At 60.2% G+C, this 17,304-nt stretch carries 16 protein-coding genes and 1 pseudogene; 4 read left to right on the top strand and 13 right to left on the bottom strand.

From position 1 onward, the window contains the following. Positions 1-112 precede the first annotated feature (112 nt). The gene (gene ptsP / locus CRX69_RS25985; RefSeq protein WP_047226814.1) at positions 113-2,392 is read right to left on the bottom strand and encodes a phosphoenolpyruvate--protein phosphotransferase; all 2,280 of its coding nucleotides are present in this window, start codon (positions 2,390-2,392) and stop codon (positions 113-115) included. Positions 2,393-2,414: 22 nt separating this feature from the next. After that, positions 2,415-2,894 carry an RNA pyrophosphohydrolase gene (locus CRX69_RS25980; RefSeq protein WP_003186867.1) on the bottom strand — a complete coding sequence of 160 codons (480 nt, stop codon included), beginning with the start codon at positions 2,892-2,894 and terminating at the stop codon, positions 2,415-2,417. A 143-nt stretch (positions 2,895-3,037) separates the two neighbouring features. On the opposite strand from CRX69_RS25980, the gene CRX69_RS25975 reads away from it, so the two are divergent. Continuing rightward, positions 3,038-3,694, top strand: coding sequence for a histidinol-phosphatase (locus tag CRX69_RS25975; RefSeq protein ID WP_047226815.1), 657 nt, complete (start codon positions 3,038-3,040; stop codon positions 3,692-3,694). 103 nt (positions 3,695-3,797) lie between these two features. Here the strand turns inward: CRX69_RS25975 and CRX69_RS25970 are convergent, their stop codons facing one another. Continuing rightward, positions 3,798-4,223: a DUF2269 domain-containing protein gene (locus CRX69_RS25970; protein ID WP_047226816.1), complete on the bottom strand. Its 426-nt coding sequence runs from the start codon at positions 4,221-4,223 to the stop codon at positions 3,798-3,800. 42 nt (positions 4,224-4,265) lie between these two features. Continuing rightward, complete coding sequence (ilvA, locus tag CRX69_RS25965) at positions 4,266-5,780, bottom strand: threonine ammonia-lyase, biosynthetic (RefSeq protein WP_047226817.1); 1,515 nt, start codon at positions 5,778-5,780, stop codon at positions 4,266-4,268. Between the two features lie 137 nt (positions 5,781-5,917). On the opposite strand from ilvA, the gene rpiA reads away from it, so the two are divergent. After that, the gene (gene rpiA, locus CRX69_RS25960) at positions 5,918-6,592 is read left to right on the top strand and encodes a ribose-5-phosphate isomerase RpiA (RefSeq protein ID WP_107323100.1); all 675 of its coding nucleotides are present in this window, start codon (positions 5,918-5,920) and stop codon (positions 6,590-6,592) included. A 143-nt stretch (positions 6,593-6,735) separates the two neighbouring features. On the opposite strand, the gene CRX69_RS25955 is transcribed toward rpiA, so the two are convergent. The 4 genes from CRX69_RS25955 to CRX69_RS25940 form a co-directional block, all read right to left on the bottom strand. Beyond that, complete coding sequence (locus CRX69_RS25955) at positions 6,736-7,650, bottom strand: SdiA-regulated domain-containing protein (protein ID WP_047226819.1); 915 nt, start codon at positions 7,648-7,650, stop codon at positions 6,736-6,738. Positions 7,651-7,768: 118 nt separating this feature from the next. Next, entirely contained in the window at positions 7,769-8,701 is a 933-nt protein-coding gene (locus CRX69_RS25950; protein ID WP_107323099.1) for an SdiA-regulated domain-containing protein, read from the bottom strand. 162 nt (positions 8,702-8,863) lie between these two features. Then, positions 8,864-9,529, bottom strand: coding sequence for a fumarylacetoacetate hydrolase family protein (locus CRX69_RS25945; RefSeq protein ID WP_047226821.1), 666 nt, complete (start codon positions 9,527-9,529; stop codon positions 8,864-8,866). Between the two features lie 41 nt (positions 9,530-9,570). Then, on the bottom strand, positions 9,571-10,965 hold the full coding sequence (locus CRX69_RS25940; protein ID WP_107323098.1) for an FAD-binding oxidoreductase: 1,395 nt from the start codon (positions 10,963-10,965) through the stop codon (positions 9,571-9,573). A 205-nt stretch (positions 10,966-11,170) separates the two neighbouring features. Between CRX69_RS25940 and serA the strand changes: the two genes are divergently transcribed. Next, positions 11,171-12,400 carry a phosphoglycerate dehydrogenase gene (gene serA / locus CRX69_RS25930; protein ID WP_047226823.1) on the top strand — a complete coding sequence of 410 codons (1,230 nt, stop codon included), beginning with the start codon at positions 11,171-11,173 and terminating at the stop codon, positions 12,398-12,400. Positions 12,401-12,509: 109 nt separating this feature from the next. On the opposite strand, the gene CRX69_RS25925 is transcribed toward serA, so the two are convergent. Next, entirely contained in the window at positions 12,510-12,935 is a 426-nt protein-coding gene (locus CRX69_RS25925) for a DUF4399 domain-containing protein (protein WP_047226960.1), read from the bottom strand. A 133-nt stretch (positions 12,936-13,068) separates the two neighbouring features. Between CRX69_RS25925 and CRX69_RS25920 the strand changes: the two genes are divergently transcribed. Next, positions 13,069-13,635 carry a transporter substrate-binding domain-containing protein gene (locus CRX69_RS25920; RefSeq protein ID WP_047226824.1) on the top strand — a complete coding sequence of 189 codons (567 nt, stop codon included), beginning with the start codon at positions 13,069-13,071 and terminating at the stop codon, positions 13,633-13,635. A 165-nt stretch (positions 13,636-13,800) separates the two neighbouring features. Here the strand turns inward: CRX69_RS25920 and CRX69_RS25915 are convergent, their stop codons facing one another. From CRX69_RS25915 to CRX69_RS25900, 4 genes and pseudogenes are all read right to left on the bottom strand, one after another. Further along, the gene (locus CRX69_RS25915; RefSeq protein WP_047226825.1) at positions 13,801-14,430 is read right to left on the bottom strand and encodes a class I SAM-dependent methyltransferase; all 630 of its coding nucleotides are present in this window, start codon (positions 14,428-14,430) and stop codon (positions 13,801-13,803) included. A 169-nt stretch (positions 14,431-14,599) separates the two neighbouring features. Next, positions 14,600-15,244, bottom strand: a complete 645-nt coding sequence (locus CRX69_RS25910; RefSeq protein ID WP_025211262.1) for a methionine ABC transporter permease — start codon at positions 15,242-15,244, stop codon at positions 14,600-14,602. After that, positions 15,234-16,357 (bottom strand): annotated as a pseudogene (locus CRX69_RS25905) (methionine ABC transporter ATP-binding protein). The gene CRX69_RS25910 and the pseudogene CRX69_RS25905 overlap by 11 nt, the downstream one beginning before the upstream one ends. Positions 16,358-16,359: 2 nt before the next feature. Further along, entirely contained in the window at positions 16,360-17,169 is an 810-nt protein-coding gene (locus CRX69_RS25900) for a MetQ/NlpA family ABC transporter substrate-binding protein (RefSeq protein WP_107323097.1), read from the bottom strand. Between the last annotated feature and the right edge of the window lie 135 nt (positions 17,170-17,304).

Below are 17,304 nucleotides of genomic sequence, written 5' to 3'. Positions count from 1 at the left end.
CCCCTTCGCGAGCAGGCTCGCTCCCACAGTAGATCTTCAGTGAACACAAACGTTGTGAACAACCGAGATCCCCTGTGGGAGCGAGCTTGCTCGCGATGAGGTCGCTAAAGATTCAGAGCGTCTTGTTCGAAGCCGGATTGATCATCCGCGCCAACCCAAGGTTCTTCAGCGCCAGTTGCAAGGAGCTGTGGATCACCTGCGGATTATCGATCGTCATCACTTCGGCCAGCAGTTCCTGGGCCTTGCTGAGGTTGATCTGACGCAGCATCCATTTCACTTTCGGCAGGTTGGTGGCGTTCATCGACAGGCTGTCAAAGCCCATCGCCATCAGCAGCACCGCCGCCGCCGGGTCCCCGGCCATTTCACCGCAGATACTCACTGGCTTGCCTTCGGCATGGGCGTCGCGGACCACATTCTGCAGGGCTTGCAGCACCGCTGGGTGCAGATAGTCGTACAGGTCGGCGACCCGCGGGTTGTTGCGGTCCACGGCCAGCAAATACTGGGTCAGGTCGTTGGAACCGACCGACAGGAAGTCAACCTGGCGCGCCAGTTCCTTGGTCTGGTACACCGCCGCCGGAATCTCGATCATCACCCCCACCGGCGGCATCGGCACGTCGGTGCCTTCGTCGCGCACTTCGCCCCACGCCCGGTGGATCAGGTGCAAGGCTTCTTCCAGCTCATGGGTGCCGGAAATCATCGGCAACAGGATGCGCAGGTTGTTCAGACCCTCGCTGGCCTTGAGCATGGCGCGGGCCTGGACCAGGAAGATTTCCGGATGGTCGAGCGTCACGCGTATCCCGCGCCAGCCAAGGAAGGGGTTGTCTTCCTTGATGGGGAAGTAGGACAGGGATTTGTCCCCGCCGATGTCCAGGCTGCGCATGGTCACCGGTTGCGGATGGAAAGCGGCCAACTGTTCGCGATAGATCGCCAGCTGTTCCTTTTCGCTGGGGAAGCGCTGGTTGATCATGAAGGGCACTTCAGTGCGGTACAGGCCCACACCCTCGGCGCCGCGCTTCTGCGCCCGGGCAACATCGGCCAGCAGCCCGGTGTTGACCCACAGCGGCATGCGGTGGCCGTCGAGCGTCACGCAAGGCAGGTCCCGCAGCGCATCCAGGCCCAGGGACAGTTGCTTTTCTTCCTCCACCACATCGGCAAACTGCTTGCGCAGCAATTCGGTGGGGTTGGTGTAGACCTCGCCGTGGTAGCCATCGACGATCATCTGGATGCCGTCGACCTTTGAATACGGCAGGTCCACCACGCCCATGACCGTCGGAATGCCCATGGCGCGGGCCAGGATCGCGACGTGGGAGTTGCCCGAACCCAATACCGAGACCAGCCCCGCGAGCTTGCCTTCCGGCACCTCGCCGAGCATGGCCGGGGTCAGTTCTTCGCTGATCAGGATGGTGTTATCGGGATAGACCAGGGTCTGCTGGCGTTCCTGTTGCAAGTAGGCCAGCAGCCGGCGACCGAGGTCCTTGACGTCGGAGGCACGCTCGCGCAGGTAGGCGTCGTCCATCAGTTCGAAACGGTTGACGTGGTCGGTCACCACCTGGCGCAACGCGCCCTGGGCCCACTGACCGGTCTTGATGACCGTGGTGACCTCGCTGCCCAGGGAGGCGTCGTCGAGCATCATCAGGTAAACGTCGAACAGCGCGCGCTCTTCGGGGCGCAGCTGCGTCGCCAGTTTCGCCGACAGGGCGCGCATGTCGGCCCGTACGCCCTCGATGGCCGTCTTGAACAGGCCCAATTCGGCGGGGATGTCGACGATGGTCTTGTCCGGCACTACGTCGAGGTCGGCGGGCGGCAACATGACCACCGCCGTACCCACTGCCGCGCCGGGTGAACCTGGCACGCCGACGAACTTGGCTTCCTGGATGCCCTTGCCCTGGCGGCCCAGGCCGCTGATCGACCCGGTGGCTTCGGCGTGGGCGATAACCCCGGCCAATTGCGCGCTCATGGTCACGAGGAAGGCTTCTTCACCTTCGTCGAACTGGCGACGCTCCTTCTGCTGGATGACCAACACGCCGACGACACGGCGGTGGTGGATGATCGGCGCCCCGAGGAACGAGGCGTAGCGTTCTTCGCCGGTCTCGGCAAAATAACGATAGCGCGGGTGATCCGCGGCATTTTCGAGGTTCAGCGGTTCTTCGCGCGTGCCGACCAAGCCGACCAGACCTTCATTGGGCGCCATGCTGACCTTGCCGATCGAGCGCTTGTTCAAGCCCTCGGTGGCCATCAGCACAAAACGGTTGGTCTCGGGGTCCAGCAGATAGACCGAGCAGACTTGGCTGCCCATGGCCTCTTTGACGCGCAATACAATAATCCCCAACGCCGCCTTGAGATCCTTGGCGGAGTTAACTTCCTGGACGATCTTGCGCAGCGTATTGAGCATGGCTCGGGGTCGAACTCCGTCGTCAGTCGCGCGTCAGCAGGCGCGGGGCAAGCTCTTTGAGGGCGCGTCGGTATACCTCGCGCTTGAATGTCACCACCTGGCCCAACGGATACCAATAGCTGACCCAGCGCCAGCCATCGAACTCCGGTTTACCGGTCAAATCCATCCGCACCCGCTGCTCGTTGGAGATCAGGCGCAGGAGAAACCATTTCTGCTTCTGGCCGATGCACAGCGGTTGGCTATGCGTTCTGACCAGGCGTTGCGGCAAACGATAGCGCAACCAGCCCCGGGTGCAGGCGAGTATTTCGACATCTTCTCGCTCAAGCCCCACTTCTTCGTTCAACTCGCGGTACAAGGCCTCTTCGGGCGTCTCCTGAGGGTTGATCCCACCCTGGGGAAACTGCCAGGCGTCTTGATTGATACGGCGAGCCCATAGCACCTGCCCTGCATCATTCGTAAGAATGATCCCCACATTGGGTCGGAAACCATCGGGATCGATCACGGCAACAACCTCGCAAACGCATGTCGCCGCATTGTTCCACAAAGGTTGTGAAAGCAGCAACGAGCCTTCCTACCTTATGTGCACTCTTGTGAAAAGTCCGTATTCTGGACGCCTTTCTTCAGATTCTTCAGCGAGTAACTGCAATGCGGCTGGCTTTATTCGACTTGGACAACACCTTGCTGGGCGGCGACAGTGACCACGCCTGGGGCGATTACCTGTGTGAGCGCGGTTTCCTCGACGCCGTTACGTACAAGGCGCGCAATGACGAGTTCTATCAGGATTACCTGGCCGGCAAGCTCGACAACGCCGAGTACCTGAATTTTTGCCTGGAAATCCTTGGCCGCACGGAGATGGAGGTGCTGGCACAGTGGCATCTGGACTACATGCGCGACTGCATCGAACCGATTGTGTTGCCCCAGGCGATCGAGCTGTTGAGTAAACACCGTGAGGCCGGCGACAAGCTGGTGATCATCACCGCTACCAATCGCTTCGTCACCGCACCGATCGCCGAGCGCTTGGGAGTCGAGACCCTGATCGCCACCGAGTGCGAAATGATCGACGGGCGCTACAGCGGGCGCAGTACCGACATTCCGTGTTTTCGTGAGGGCAAGGTGGTGCGGCTCAATCGTTGGCTGGAGGAGACCGGGTATTCGCTGGACGGCAGTTACTTTTATAGCGACTCGATGAATGACCTGTCGCTGCTGGAAGTGGTGACCCATCCGGTGGCCGTGGATCCGGACCCGAACCTCAGGGCCGAAGCCCAGAGGCGGGGTTGGCCGGTGATTTCGTTGCGCGGCTGATATCTTCATCGCGAGCAGGCTCGCTCCCACACTGGATGTGCATCGTTCACAAACCCCTGTGGGAGCGAGCCTGCTCGCGATAGGGTCGACGCGGTCTAACGCCTTAAACCGGCTTGGCCCCCATCAACCCCGCAATGGCGATAAAGCAGACAAAACTGAACAGCGCCAAGGCAAAGGTGAATTTCCCACTACCTCCCGGCGCCTTGCGCAGTTTGTTCAACCGCACCAACAGCCAGAACCCCGCCAGCGCCGCCACGGTGTAGAGCACACTGGAAGCCAGCAACCAGGTCTGCCCCAGTGGCCAGCCGATCTGATGCACCATCCACCACCCCGTGAATGGCAAGCTCACCAGCGCCAGGGCCATCACCAGCCAGACAAACACCCGCGGGCGTTGCAATGTGCGCGCGGCCGCCGTGGCATCGCCGTTGCGGCGCGTCCTCCAGACCCAGATGGCCAGCCCCAAGGCGCCCGCCAAGAGCAATACTGTGGCGACGACATGGGCGATCTTCAGCGCGGTTAACGTTTCCATCGTTGGATTTCCTTGAGTCTTGCCGGGCAGTCTAGCTCTGCTTTAGCCCAGGAACAGCTGATACGCCGGGTTATCGCTTTCATCCCAGTACGGATAGCCGATTTCTTCCAGGGCTGCCGGTACCAGATGACGTTCATCGTGCGGTACCTGCAGGCCCGCAACCACACGACCATCCGCCGCACCATGGTTGCGGTAGTGGAACATCGAGATATTCCAGCGTCCGCCCAGCTTGTTGAGGAAGTTGAACAGCGCCCCCGGACGTTCCGGGAATTCGAAGCGCAGCACGACCTCGTCGATGACGTGGGCCGCATGCCCGCCCACCATGTGGCGAATGTGCAGTTTGGCCAGTTCGTTGTCGGTCAGGTCCACCACCGGGAAGCCTTGCTCGGTCAGGCTGGCGATCAGCGCGCTGCGCGGGTCGTTTTCCGGGTGCGTCTGCACGCCCACGAAGATGTGCGCTTCGCTGCCCGTGTTGTAGCGATAGTTGAATTCGGTGATCTGGCGCTTGCCGACGGCTTCGCAGAAGGCCTTGAAGCTGCCAGGCTTCTCGGGAATGGTCACTGCGATGATCGCCTCGCGGCCTTCGCCCAGCTCGGCACGCTCGGCCACGTGACGCAGACGGTCGAAATTGACGTTGGCGCCGGAGTCGATGGCCACCAGGGTCTGCCCGCTGACGCCGCGCGATTCCACATACTTCTTGATCCCGGCCACGCCCAAGGCGCCGGCAGGTTCGGTGATCGAGCGGGTATCGTCGTAGATATCCTTGATGGCCGCACAGATCTCGTCGGTACTGACGGTGATGACTTCATCCACGTAGTGCTTGCAGATGTCGAACGTGTGCTGGCCGATCTGCGCCACGGCAACGCCGTCGGCAAAGAGCCCCACGGTCGGCAGCACCACTCGCTCGCCAGCGGCCAGGGCGGCTTGCAGGCAATTGGAATCGTCCGGCTCGACGCCGATCACCTTGATGTCAGGCCGCAGGTATTTCACATAGGCCGCGATCCCGGCAATCAGCCCGCCGCCGCCCACCGGGACGAAAATCGCATCCAGACGCCCCGGATGTTGGCGCAGGATCTCCATCGCCACCGTGCCCTGCCCGGCAATGGTGTGGGGATCGTCATAGGGGTGAATGTAGACGTAGCCCTTTTCGTCGACCAGTTTCAGCGAATAGGCCAAGGCTTCGGGGAACGAATCGCCGTGCAACACCACTTTGCCGCCTCGGGAACGTACGCCTTCGACTTTGATTTCCGGAGTGGTCTTGGGCATCACGATGGTGGCTTTGACGCCCAGCACCTTGGCCGCCAGGGCCAGGCCCTGGGCGTGGTTGCCCGCCGAAGCCGTGACCACGCCGCGTGCGCGCTCTTCGTCGCTGAGCTGGGTCAGCTTGTTGTAGGCGCCGCGAATCTTGAACGAGAACACCGGCTGCAAGTCTTCGCGCTTGAGCCAGATGTTGTTGCCCAGCCGCTCGGAGAGCTGGCGGGCAGTCTGCAATGGGGTTTCCACGGCAACGTCGTAAACGCGCGAGGTGAGGATCTTTTTGACGTACTGTTCAAGCATCGGAAAGCATCACTGAGCGGGTTGGGCAGGGCCAAGGAGTCTAACCCGGCTTTTGGCTGGGCGACCACACGAATCCCAAGGTTTTGTTGGGTTATACTCGCGTCCCTCTTTACTCCCCGTCCGCTTTCGGAGCCCGCATGACCCAGGATCAACTCAAACAGGCCGTGGCCCAGGCCGCTGTCGACCTCATCCTCCCGAAACTGGATGACAAGAGCATCGTTGGGGTCGGCACCGGCTCGACGGCCAATTGCTTCATCGACGCACTGGCGCAGCACAAAGGTGCGTTCGACGGCGCGGTCGCCAGCTCCGAAGCCACCGCCGCGCGCTTGAAGGGCCACGGGATTCCGGTCTATGAGCTCAATACCGTGAGCGACCTGGAGTTCTATATCGACGGCGCCGATGAAAGCGACGCGCACCTGAACCTGATCAAGGGCGGCGGCGCAGCCCTGACCCGCGAGAAGATTGTCGCGGCCGTGGCCAAGACCTTCATCTGCATCGCCGACGCCAGCAAACTGGTGCCAGTCCTCGGCGCGTTCCCGCTGCCGGTGGAAGTCATTCCGATGGCCCGCAGCCATGTGGCCCGCCAACTGGTGAAACTGGGCGGTGACCCGGTGTACCGCGAAGGCGTGCTGACCGATAACGACAACATCATCCTGGATGTCCATAACCTGCAGATCACCAACCCGGTGGAACTGGAAAGCCAGATCAACGCCATCGTCGGTGTGGTCACCAATGGCTTGTTCGCGGCTCGCCCGGCGGATGTGTTGTTGCTGGGGACGCCTGAAGGGGTGAAGACCCTGCGGGCTGAGTAAGCCGGCCAGATAATCTGCTCTTTCAGTGATTCAGCCCCTGTGGGAGCGAGCCTGCTCGCGATAGCGGTCTACCCGACACATCCATGTTGGCTGACGCACCGCCATCGCGAGCAGGCTCGCTCCCACATCAGGTTTTTTGGGGATCAAGGCTGCGGTTTCTTGAAGACGTAGAACAGGTTCGGTTCGCTCACCACATACAAGTTGCCATCATCGTCCATGGCAACGCCCTCGGCCTGAGGGACGGTTTTTTGCAGCCCTTGACGGCCCTTGCTCAACGACAGCGTGCTCAACGGCCGGCCGTCGATGTCCAGCTCGATAATCAATCGCGACTCATCGGACAGCGCCAGTAAATGGCCGCTGCGCTCGTCGTATTGCAGGCTAGAAAGATCGCGTACGAACAGTCCGGCATCGCGCTTGGGGTTGTTGATTACATGGACAGCGTAGGATTTGTCCGGTTTGTGATGGGGAAAGCCCCGCACTTCATAAATCAGCATCGGATCGCGCTCCTTGGCCACGAACAACCGTTTGCCCACTGAGTCGTAGGCCAACCCTTCAAACCCTTTGTTACCGTTCAGGTGCAGGCCAAGCGTCATTTGCTCTGCGTCGGCGGCGTCGAGGAATTGGGTATCGTCGTCCAAGTGAATCTTGATCAGCCGCTGCTGACGCTCGTCGGTGATGACGTAAATGTCCTCGCTGATGAACTCCACCGCCTCCGGGTCGCCGAAGCCAATCAGGGCGATGCGCCTAAGAATCTTGCCGTCCAATGACAGCTCGATCAGTTCGGCATTCTTGTTGGTAACGGTAAAGAGGCTCTTGCGGATCGGATCGTACGTCAGCGCCGAAACGTCATTGTCCAGGCCTTCAATCACCCGCGCCTCGACCGTCACCCGATAGTGGTCCAGGGCAATGGCCTGTTCGCTGGGGGGCTGCCAGAGAGTGTTGAAGTTGAACCAGGCGCGCTCGAACAGGCGCAGGTATTGAGCTGCTGCGATCAAAGCGATCAGTACGATCATGATCAGCAGCAGGATCAAGGGCTTCGGGCGGGCAAGTCGACGCATGTGGGTGGGCTCGGATGAGAACAGGTGGTTGGAAATACCACGGCTGCCTGAACTGAAGCTTAATGGCCGGATGCCACACCCTACGGCGAAGGATGAATTACCTTACAGAGTTGCGCTATCAGCGTTGTTTTTCGAAACGATAGAACAGGTTCGGCTCGCTGACCATGTACAGGTTGCCGGACTCATCGAGGGCTACGCCTTCTGCGCGGGGGATCGTATCTTTGATGCCGTTGAAACCGCCCAGCAAGGTCATGAAGCTGACCTGTTCCCCTGCATCGTCCAGCTCCAGCAACAGATGGGAGTCGGCCGACAGCAGCAGCGAGTGCCCCGTGCGAGGATCGATCGCCAGCGCCGACAGGTTGCGCAGGTCCAGCTCGTCGCTGGCATGGATCTGTTTGTCGCCCTTGAGCAGTTGGCTGCCGTCGCTTTTCCAGGTGAACAACGCTGGCGGACGCTCTTCACCCAAGGCCAATTGCTGGTTGCGTGGATCCCAGGCGACGCCTTCGAAGCCCTTGTTCTGGTTCTTGGACGGGCCGAGATCGTAGTGGGGGAAATCCGTGCTGTTCAGTTCGCGAGTATCGGCATCGACCTGGATGATCGACAGCGTGTGTTTTCGTTCATCGGTAATAGCCATCAGGCCATTCTCCATGTAGGCCACGCCTTCAGGATTGCTCCAGCCCACCAACGGCATTTTGCGCAGCACGTCACCCTGCAGGGTGAGTTCCACCAGAAACGGATGCTTACCCATGATCGCGAACAGGGTTTTGGTCTGTGGGTTATAGGTCAGGTCGGACGCTTCATCCTCTTCCATTCCTGGCAGGACCTTGGCATCAATCACCGCGTGGTAGTCCGGCAGCCAGATGCTTTCCTGGCGCTGGGCGGGGCTCTCGAGACGTTCCGATGCCCACAGCAGGCCCCGGTCATCCCAGTGCATGGCATGCGCCAGCCAGTAAAAGGCCCCGGCTGCTAACAGCGACCAGGCATACCAGGGCAGCGAGAAGCGAGCGCGGCGGACGGGGCTGGAGGAGGGCCGAGCTAGAGGAGTGGCCATCAGGGGATGTGTTCCAGGTATTCGGGTTAGGAAAATGAATGGCTCAGACGCCGTATTCCCTGGAATTATCCGGATGGCATGTGAAAAAAATGGTAAATGGCGAGAGCCGTCCATCCATGTGGACACGAGCCGGCTCGCGCCCACGCGGGACAGCGCCTGCGGTTAACGAACGCTGCTTTCGAAACGGCTCGCGCCTGGCAATTCCAGTACCAGTTCATCCCCGACGTTCAACGGTCCTACGCCCGCCGGAGTGCCAGTGAGGATTACGTCGCCGGCCTGCAATGAGAAGCAGCCAGCCATGTATTGGATCATCGGCACGATGGGGTTGAGCATCAGGCTGCTGTTGCCGTCCTGGCGCACTTCACCGTTGATGGTCAGGCGAACCGGGATGTCGGTCAGGTCGGCAAAGGTGCCGCTGGACACGAAAGGTGCCAGCACCGCCGCACCGTCGAAGGATTTGGCGACTTCCCAGGGCAAGCCCTTGGCCTTGAGCTCGGCTTGCTTGTCCCGCAGGGTCAGATCCAGGGCCGGGGCGAAGCCGGAGATGGCATCCAGCACTTCCTCGGCACTGGGCCGGGTCGACAGTGGCTTGCCGATCAGCACGGCAATTTCAGCTTCGTAGTGCACCGCACCACGGTCAGCGGGGATGCTGAAACCGCCTTCCAGCGGCACCGCGCAGCTGCCGGGCTTGATGAACAGCAGGGGTTCGGTAGGTACCGGGTTATCCAGTTCCTTGGCGTGTTCGGCGTAGTTGCGGCCAATGCACACGATTTTTCCCACCGGGAAATGAATACGGGTACCGTCGACATACTGGTGCTGATAGCTCATTACCGACTCCTGCTTCTGGGATTCATCAGGTATTTTTTGCATTAAACCGCGAAAATCTTGCCCGGGTTCATGATGCCGTTCGGGTCGAACACTGCCTTGACGGCCTTCATGTATTCAATTTCTACCGGCGAGCGACTGTAGGTCAGGTAATCGCGTTTGGTCATGCCTACGCCGTGTTCGGCGGAGATCGAGCCGTTGTATTTCTCGACGGTTTCAAAGACCCATTTGTTCACGGTCGCGCACTTGGCGAAGAATTCGTCTTTGCTCAGGTTCTCTGGCTTGAGGATGTTCAAGTGCAAGTTGCCGTCGCCGATGTGGCCAAACCAGACGATCTCGAAATCCGGGTAATGTTGGCCGACGATAGTGTCGATGTCGCGCAAGAAGCCCGGGACTTTCGAAACGGTGACCGAGATGTCGTTCTTGTACGGTGTCCAGTGGGAGATGGTTTCCGAGATGTACTCGCGCAACTTCCACAGGTTTTGCAGTTGGGTTTCGCTTTGGCTCATCACCCCATCGAGCACCCAGCCCTGTTCGACACAGTGTTCGAACGTTTCCAGGGCGTGGTTGGCGACTTCTTCGGTGGTGGCTTCGAACTCCAGCAGGGCGTAGAAGGGGCACTCGGTTTCGAATGGCGCCGGTACGTCGCCCCGATCCAGGACCTTGGCCAGGGCCTTGTCGGAGAAGAATTCGAACGCCGTCAGGTCCAGCTTGCCCTGGAAGGCATGCAGTACGGGCATGATCGAATCAAAATCGGCGGTGCCCAGGACCATGGCGGTGAGGTTCTTCGGAGCCCGGTCCAGGCGCATGGTGGCTTCGACCACGAACCCGAGGGTGCCTTCGGCGCCGATGAACAACTGCCGCAGATCGTAGCCAGTGGCGTTCTTGATCAGGTCCTTGTTCAGTTCCAGCAGGTCACCTTTACCGGTGACGACTTTCATGCCGGCTACCCAGTTGCGGGTCATGCCGTAACGAATGACCTTGATTCCGCCGGCATTGGTGCCGATGTTGCCGCCAATCTGACTGGAACCGGCGGAGGCGAAGTCCACCGGGTAGTACAGACCGTGCTCTTCAGCCTTGTTCTGCAGTTGTTCAGTGACCACACCTGGCTGGCAGACGGCTGTGCGATCGGTGAGGTTCACGTCGAGAATCTGGTTCATGTAGTCGAATGACACGACCACTTCGCCGTTGGCCGCCACGGCCGCGGCGGAAAGCCCGGTACGCCCGCCCGATGGCACCAGCGCGACCTTGTGCTCATTGGCCCAGCGCACAATGGCCTGAACCTGTTCGGTGGTCTTGGGGAAGACGATGGCGCTCGGCGCCGGGGCGAAGTGCTTGGTCCAATCCTTGCCATAAGCGTTCAGGGAGTCGGCATCGGTCAAGACTTTGCCAGGCTCAACCAGGGTCTTCAGCTCATCTATCACGGCAGGATTGGTCATCGACAGAACTCTCGAACAATTCATGGTCATCCTGAGAACGCTTCACGTCGCAGGAATGAGTGTTTAGCGGGGTGCGTATGCTAGCATACCGACCCCGCAGCGTAGTGCCCATTGGCTGTTCTGCGGCGACGGCTGTCATGCCGGTCGGACCAGCATGCGCTGTCCGATTCCCTGCCATTTTTCTCCGGGACACAGGTTTACGCAGATGAGCAAGACTTCTCTCGATAAGAGCAAGATCAAGTTCCTTCTTCTCGAAGGCGTCCACCAATCGGCTGTCGACGTCCTCAAGTCGGCGGGCTACACCAGCATCGAGTACATCACCAGTTCTCTGCCGGAAGCCCAGCTCAAGGAAAAGATCGCCGATGCTCACTTCATCGGTATTCGCTCCCGTACCCAATTGACCGAAGAGATCTTCGACCACGCCAAGAAACTGGTGGCGGTCGGCTGCTTCTGCATCGGCACCAATCAGGTGGACCTCAATGCGGCGCGCGAGCGCGGTATCGCGGTGTTCAACGCGCCATACTCCAACACCCGTTCCGTTGCTGAACTGGTGCTGGCCGAAGCGATCCTGCTGCTGCGCGGCATTCCCGAGAAGAACGCTTCCTGCCACCGTGGCGGCTGGATCAAGAGCGCGGCCAACTCCTTCGAAATCCGTGGCAAGAAGCTGGGTATCGTCGGTTACGGCTCGATCGGCACGCAGTTGTCGGTGCTGGCTGAAGGCCTTGGCATGCAGGTGTTTTTCTACGACACCGTGACCAAGCTGCCGCTGGGCAATGCCACTCAGGTCAACGACCTGCACGAGCTGTTGGGCATGTCCGACATCGTGACGCTGCACGTTCCGGAAACCGCCGCCACCCAGTGGATGATTGGCGAGAAGGAAATCCGTGCCATCAAGAAAGGCGGGATCCTGATCAACGCCGCTCGTGGCACCGTGGTCAAGCTCGACGCCCTGGCCGAAGCGATCAAGGACAAACACCTGATCGGCGCCGCCATCGACGTATTCCCGGTGGAGCCGCGCTCCAACGACGATATCTTCGAAAGCCCGCTGCGCGGCCTGGACAACGTGATCTTGACCCCGCACATCGGCGGTTCTACTGCCGAAGCCCAAGCCAACATCGGCCTGGAAGTGGCGGAAAAGCTGGTCAAGTACAGCGACAACGGTACTTCGGTATCGTCCGTGAACTTCCCGGAAGTGGCCCTGCCGGCTCACCCTGGCAAACACCGCCTGTTGCACATCCACGAGAACATCCCGGGTGTGATGAGCGAGATCAACAAGGTCTTCGCCGAAAACGGCATCAACATTTCCGGTCAGTTCCTGCAGACCAACGAGAAAGTCGGCTACGTCGTGATCGACGTCGATGCCGAATACTCCGATCTGGCGCAAGAGAAACTGCAGCACATCAACGGCACTATTCGTAGCCGGGTGTTGTTCTAAGCAGACCTGGCGTGCAACAAAAAACGGGAGCCTCGCAGGGGGCTCCCGTTTTTTTCTGTCGAACACATAACCTGTGGGAGGGTTTTGTGTTGTGTCGACCTGTGCCGGTTTATTTCACGTTTACCGTGATCTTCTCGGACACGATCGTCGGATCGAACGGCATATGGCCGCTGTCGCCCAGTATCAGCTGCAAGGTGTGCTTGCCCGGTGCCAGTTTGATCGTAGCCTCGGTTTGCGCCTTGCCGAAATGCATGTGGTTGGCATCGGTGGGAATCGGCGCGCCCGCGGCAGGCAGTTTGTCGACATCAATCAGCAAATGATGGTGCCCGGTATTTTTGGTTTCATCACCCGCCGGGGCCAGCGCGATGTTCTTGACGCCGAACTTGACCTTGAACTCCTGGCCAACGGTGGCACCGTCTTCCGGGGAAACGATGAATACCTCTGCACCCTTGGGAGCAGGGGTTGCGGCGGATGCCAGCATCGAAGCTCCCAGCAACAGGCCGGCCAAGGCGGCACGTGACATAAAGCTTTTCATTTTTTTCTCCAGTTTTTCCATGAAATCCGCGTGGTCATGACAACTTCATGACCATTCGTTGTCGAAGCCTGCAACAACCATAGCAAAGCGAACCTGAAACGAGCGTCGCTTGTAACAATACAAAGGAGTGACCATGCGTTTTCTGCCTGGGCTGATCTGCCTGCTACCTCTCTTGAGCCCTCTGGCCCATGCCGAACTGATCGACGACATCAACGACCGTGGCGAATTGCGCATCGCTCTGGAAGCCAACACCAGCCCTTTCAACTTCAAGGAAGACGGCAAGCTCACCGGCTTCGAAGTGGAACTGGGTCAGATGCTGGCCGGCGAGCTCGATGTTCGCGCCGACTTTGTGGTCACCGATGCCAGCGATCTGCTGGCCGGCGTGGAAAGCGGCAAATACGATGTCGCCATCAACCACATAGCAATGACCCCGGAACTGGCCGAACGTTTCGACACAAGCACCGCTTATAGCCAACCGGATGCGCAACTGTTGGCGCGCAAGGACGACTCACAACGCCCGATGGTCATGGCACAGTCGTTCCAGCCGGAAGAAAAGAGCGGCCCGCCGCCCAGCCTGGTGATTCCATTCCAGAAGGGCAATCCGGCGTTCAAGGCCAGCCTGGACAACGCTTTGGCGCGTATCAAGGATGACGGGAGGTTGGAGCAGTTGTCGCAGAAGTGGTTGGTCAAGCAGGAGTAACAATGGGGCGGTGGGCGACGGCGGTGTGTCAGTCGCATCAATGTTGCTGATCCGCCGTCATCGCGAGCAGGCTCGCTCCCACATTTGGATCATTGATGGTTCGCCATTTATGTTCGCAGTTGACCCGTGTGGGAGCGAGCTTGCTCGCGATGGCGCCCTCAAGTCCTAAGCAGGTCTACGCCAGACACTCGCCAACCAAGGCTGCTGCTCTCGCGGCAGCCCAGCCGGTCGGTAGTAATGCTCAAGCTCTACAAAGCCCGCTTCTGTGAGCAAGGTGCGCCATGCCGCAAGGTCGTGATACGCGCCGAAGCGCTGGCCGTTCCAGCCTTCCTGGTTTTCGCCCCGGGGGTTGGAACTGAACAGCACGCCGCCGGGCTTGAGGGTGGCGTGCAATTGCTTGAGCACCCGTGGCAGTTCCTGGACGGGGACATGAAACAGCACCGCGTTGGCGAAAATCCCGTCAAAGCGTTCGACCGGCAGGTCGAGTTCCAGGAAGTCCTGCTGCCACACCTCACAACCGCTGTCCTGGCGCGCCATCCGGGCAAATTCCTCTGAACCGTCGAGGCCGACCGCGACATGGCCCATGGCCGTGAATGTGCGCAGGTCGCGCCCCGGGCCGCAGCCGAAATCCAGGATGTGCAGCGGTGCCTGGCCCTGGATATGGCGCAGCAGGGCGTCGATGTTCTGGCTGACATCGTGGTCGCGGGTGCCGTCGCGAAAGCTCTCTGCCACGGCGTTGTAATGGCCCAAGGTCGTGGCGGTGATGGCGTGCAGGTCGTCGGTGGTGTGTTTCATGGGTGTGGGTTTGGGTGAGGAGTGTCAGCCGACTATACCGCAAGCCCGCTGATCTGCCTGTGGGAGCAAAGCTTGCTCGCGACTGCAGTCGTCCAGTTGGTATCCATGTTGGATGGAATACTGCTATCGCGAGCAAGCTTTGCTCCCACAGGTCAACTGCTCCCATAGGTCAGCGTTTATTCAAGCCGCGCGCCAGGCGGTCACCACCCAATTGGATCACGGCGACCAATGCCACCAGCAACACGATCACCGTGAGCATGATCTGGCTGTCGAAACGCTGGTAGCCGTAGCGGTAGGCGATGTCGCCCAGGCCGCCGGCGCCGATCGCTCCGGCCATGGCCGAGGAGTTGATCATGGTCACCAAGGTGATGGTAAAACCGCCAACGATGCCCGGCAGGGCTTCGGGCAGCAGCACATGCCAGACAATGTGCCAGCGTCGGCAACCCATGGCCTGGGCCGCTTCGATCAGGCCATGGTCGACCTCGCGCAGGCTGACTTCGGCGATGCGGGCAAAGAACGGCGTGGCGGCAATGGTCAGCGGTACTACCGCTGCCCACACGCCATAGGTGGTGCCGACGATCAGCCGGGTGAATGGGATCAACGCCACCATCAGAATCAGGAACGGTATCGAGCGGAACAGGTTCACGAACGCGCCCAGGGCCCGGTTCAAGGCCGGCGCTTCATAAATTCCACCCTTGCCGCTCGTGACTAGGATCACCGCCAGCGGTATGCCCGCCAGCAAGGCGATCAGCGACGACACGCCAACCATCAGGAACGTGTCGATAAAACCCTGCAACAACCGGTCAAACCACATAACCCAGCACCTCTACCCGTTGTGCCCAATTGCCCGCCCGTTGACGCAATTCCTCGGCGCCCCATGACGCACCGCTCACGGCCAGCAGCAATTGCCCCAGCCCGTGGCCCTGAATGCGCTCGATGCCGCCGTGTAGCAGCCGCACCCGTCCACCGAGGGCACTGAACAAGGCGGCGAGATCCGGTTCTTCTCGATCTATGCCCTGAATTGCAGGCGCAGCACGGTAGCCGCATCCGCCGATGCCGGCTGCCCCTGCAAGCGACTTTGCAGCTCTTGCGGTATGGCGTGTTGCAACGGCGCCAGCAGCGTCCGACTGACCTCGTGTTGCGGGTTGCCGAATACTTCCCAGACCGGGCCCTGCTCGACCATGCGTCCTTGCTCGAGCACCACCACCCGGTCGCAGACTTCACGGATCACCGCCATCTCGTGGGTGATCAACACGATGGTCAGGCCCAGTCGCTGATTGATCTCGCGTAGCAAACCGAGGATCGATTGGGTGGTCTCCGGGTCAAGGGCCGATGTGGCTTCATCGCACAACAGGATCTGCGGGTCATGGACCAGTGCCCGGGCAATCCCCACCCGCTGCTTCTGACCGCCCGAAAGTTGCGCCGGATAGGCCTTGTGCTTGCCTTGCAGGCCGACCAGCTCCAGCAGCTCGCGGACTTTGCGCTGGCGCTGTTCCTTGGGCACGCCGGCGACTTTCAGCGGCAGCTCAACGTTCTGCCACACGGTCTTGGCCGACATCAGGTTGAAGTGCTGGAAGATCATGCCGATGCGCCGGCGCAATTCCACCAGGCGGTCCTCATCGAACTCGCCGATGTCTATCTGATCAATCAACACCCTGCCGCTGGTGGGTTGTTCGAGGCGGTTGATGGTGCGGATCAGCGACGACTTGCCGGCGCCGCTGCGGCCGATGATGCCGAACACCTCGCCGCGCTGGATCGCCAGGTCGATCCCTTGCAGCGCGGCCACCGGACCCTGGGCACCGTTGTAGGTCTTGCCCAGGCCGATGAAGCGCACAAGGGCGCGGTTCAACTCCGGATGCAGCTCGGTCTGGTCGGCGCTTTGGGGCGTGGGAGCTTCGTGTCTGAGTCGAGCATTGACGGCGTTCATGGTCAGCCTTCCCATCCGGCCTGGTAGAGCTTGCCATGGGCCTTGTCCAGGGCAGCGCGCACGACAGGTGAGTGCTGATAGATGTCGACGAATTTGATCAGCCTTGGGTCGGTTTTGCTCTTGGGTTGGATCACGAACTGGATGACGTACTCCTTGTGATCGAGGCCGTCGAACAGCAAGGCAGACGTGGCGTCGAAGGTCTTCGCCAAGCGGATGTAGGCGGGATAGCCCTGTACCAAGTCGGCGTCGTCATAGGCGCGCACCAGTTGCACGGCTTCGACTTGCAGGATTTTGATTTTTTTCGGGTTGGCGACGATATCGTCTTCGGTGGCCTTGTAACCCACTCCCGGCTTGAGGGTGATCAGCCCGGCTTTGGCCAGCAGTTGCAGGCCGCGACCGCTGTTGATCGGGTCGTTGGCAATGGCGACGCTCGCGCCTTCGGGCAGCTCGTCGAAGCTTTTGTATTTTTTCGAATAGAGCCCGACGTTGTTGATGATCCCCAGCGCAAAGGGCACCAGGTCGAACCCGGCGGCGGCCTTGGCATTTTCCAGGAACGGAATGTGCTGGAAGTAATTCACGTCGATATCACCGGAGGCCAGGCTGACGTTGGGCGCGATCCAGTCGCTGAACTCCACCAACTCGACCTTCAAGCCTTGCTTGCCGGCTTCTTCTACGGCGGCTTCCAGGGGAATGGCAAATGCGGCGGTGGTGCCGATCTTCAACGGTGCGTCGGCGGCAAACAGCGTCGAGCTGAACAGGCCGAGGGCCAGGGCCAGTGCTTTGACTGGCAGGGTCAGGAGTTGCTTGGTCATGTCGGATATTCCAGTCATTAATGGGCGGTGCATATTTTTTGTGGCGAACAGAGCTCTGTGGGAGCAAGGCTTGCCCGCGATGAAGTTGATGCGGTCGCTCAAAAACCGAGGTGTCTGCATCGCGAGCAAGCTTTG

The organism is Pseudomonas rhizophila (assembly GCF_003033885.1).
Taxonomy (GTDB): domain Bacteria; phylum Pseudomonadota; class Gammaproteobacteria; order Pseudomonadales; family Pseudomonadaceae; genus Aquipseudomonas; species Aquipseudomonas rhizophila.
This window is presented reverse-complemented; position numbering and strand designations above follow the sequence as displayed.

Bases quoted from the DNA above. Each gene is read 5' to 3' on its own strand.
- ptsP (WP_047226814.1), bottom strand. From the start codon at position 2,392: ATGCTCAATACGCTGCGCAAGATCGTCCAGGAAGTTAACTCCGCCAAG.
- CRX69_RS25975 (WP_047226815.1), top strand. From the start codon at position 3,038: ATGCGGCTGGCTTTATTCGACTTGGACAACACCTTGCTGGGCGGCGAC.
- CRX69_RS25970 (WP_047226816.1), bottom strand. From the start codon at position 4,223: ATGGAAACGTTAACCGCGCTGAAGATCGCCCATGTCGTCGCCACAGTA.
- ilvA (WP_047226817.1), bottom strand. From the start codon at position 5,780: ATGCTTGAACAGTACGTCAAAAAGATCCTCACCTCGCGCGTTTACGAC.
- rpiA (WP_107323100.1), top strand. From the start codon at position 5,918: ATGACCCAGGATCAACTCAAACAGGCCGTGGCCCAGGCCGCTGTCGAC.
- CRX69_RS25955 (WP_047226819.1), bottom strand. From the start codon at position 7,650: ATGCGTCGACTTGCCCGCCCGAAGCCCTTGATCCTGCTGCTGATCATG.
- CRX69_RS25950 (WP_107323099.1), bottom strand. From the start codon at position 8,701: ATGGCCACTCCTCTAGCTCGGCCCTCCTCCAGCCCCGTCCGCCGCGCT.
- CRX69_RS25945 (WP_047226821.1), bottom strand. From the start codon at position 9,529: ATGAGCTATCAGCACCAGTATGTCGACGGTACCCGTATTCATTTCCCG.
- CRX69_RS25940 (WP_107323098.1), bottom strand. From the start codon at position 10,965: ATGACCAATCCTGCCGTGATAGATGAGCTGAAGACCCTGGTTGAGCCT.
- serA (WP_047226823.1), top strand. From the start codon at position 11,171: ATGAGCAAGACTTCTCTCGATAAGAGCAAGATCAAGTTCCTTCTTCTC.
- CRX69_RS25925 (WP_047226960.1), bottom strand. From the start codon at position 12,935: ATGAAAAGCTTTATGTCACGTGCCGCCTTGGCCGGCCTGTTGCTGGGA.
- CRX69_RS25920 (WP_047226824.1), top strand. From the start codon at position 13,069: ATGCGTTTTCTGCCTGGGCTGATCTGCCTGCTACCTCTCTTGAGCCCT.
- CRX69_RS25915 (WP_047226825.1), bottom strand. From the start codon at position 14,430: ATGAAACACACCACCGACGACCTGCACGCCATCACCGCCACGACCTTG.
- CRX69_RS25910 (WP_025211262.1), bottom strand. From the start codon at position 15,244: ATGTGGTTTGACCGGTTGTTGCAGGGTTTTATCGACACGTTCCTGATG.
- CRX69_RS25900 (WP_107323097.1), bottom strand. From the start codon at position 17,169: ATGACCAAGCAACTCCTGACCCTGCCAGTCAAAGCACTGGCCCTGGCC.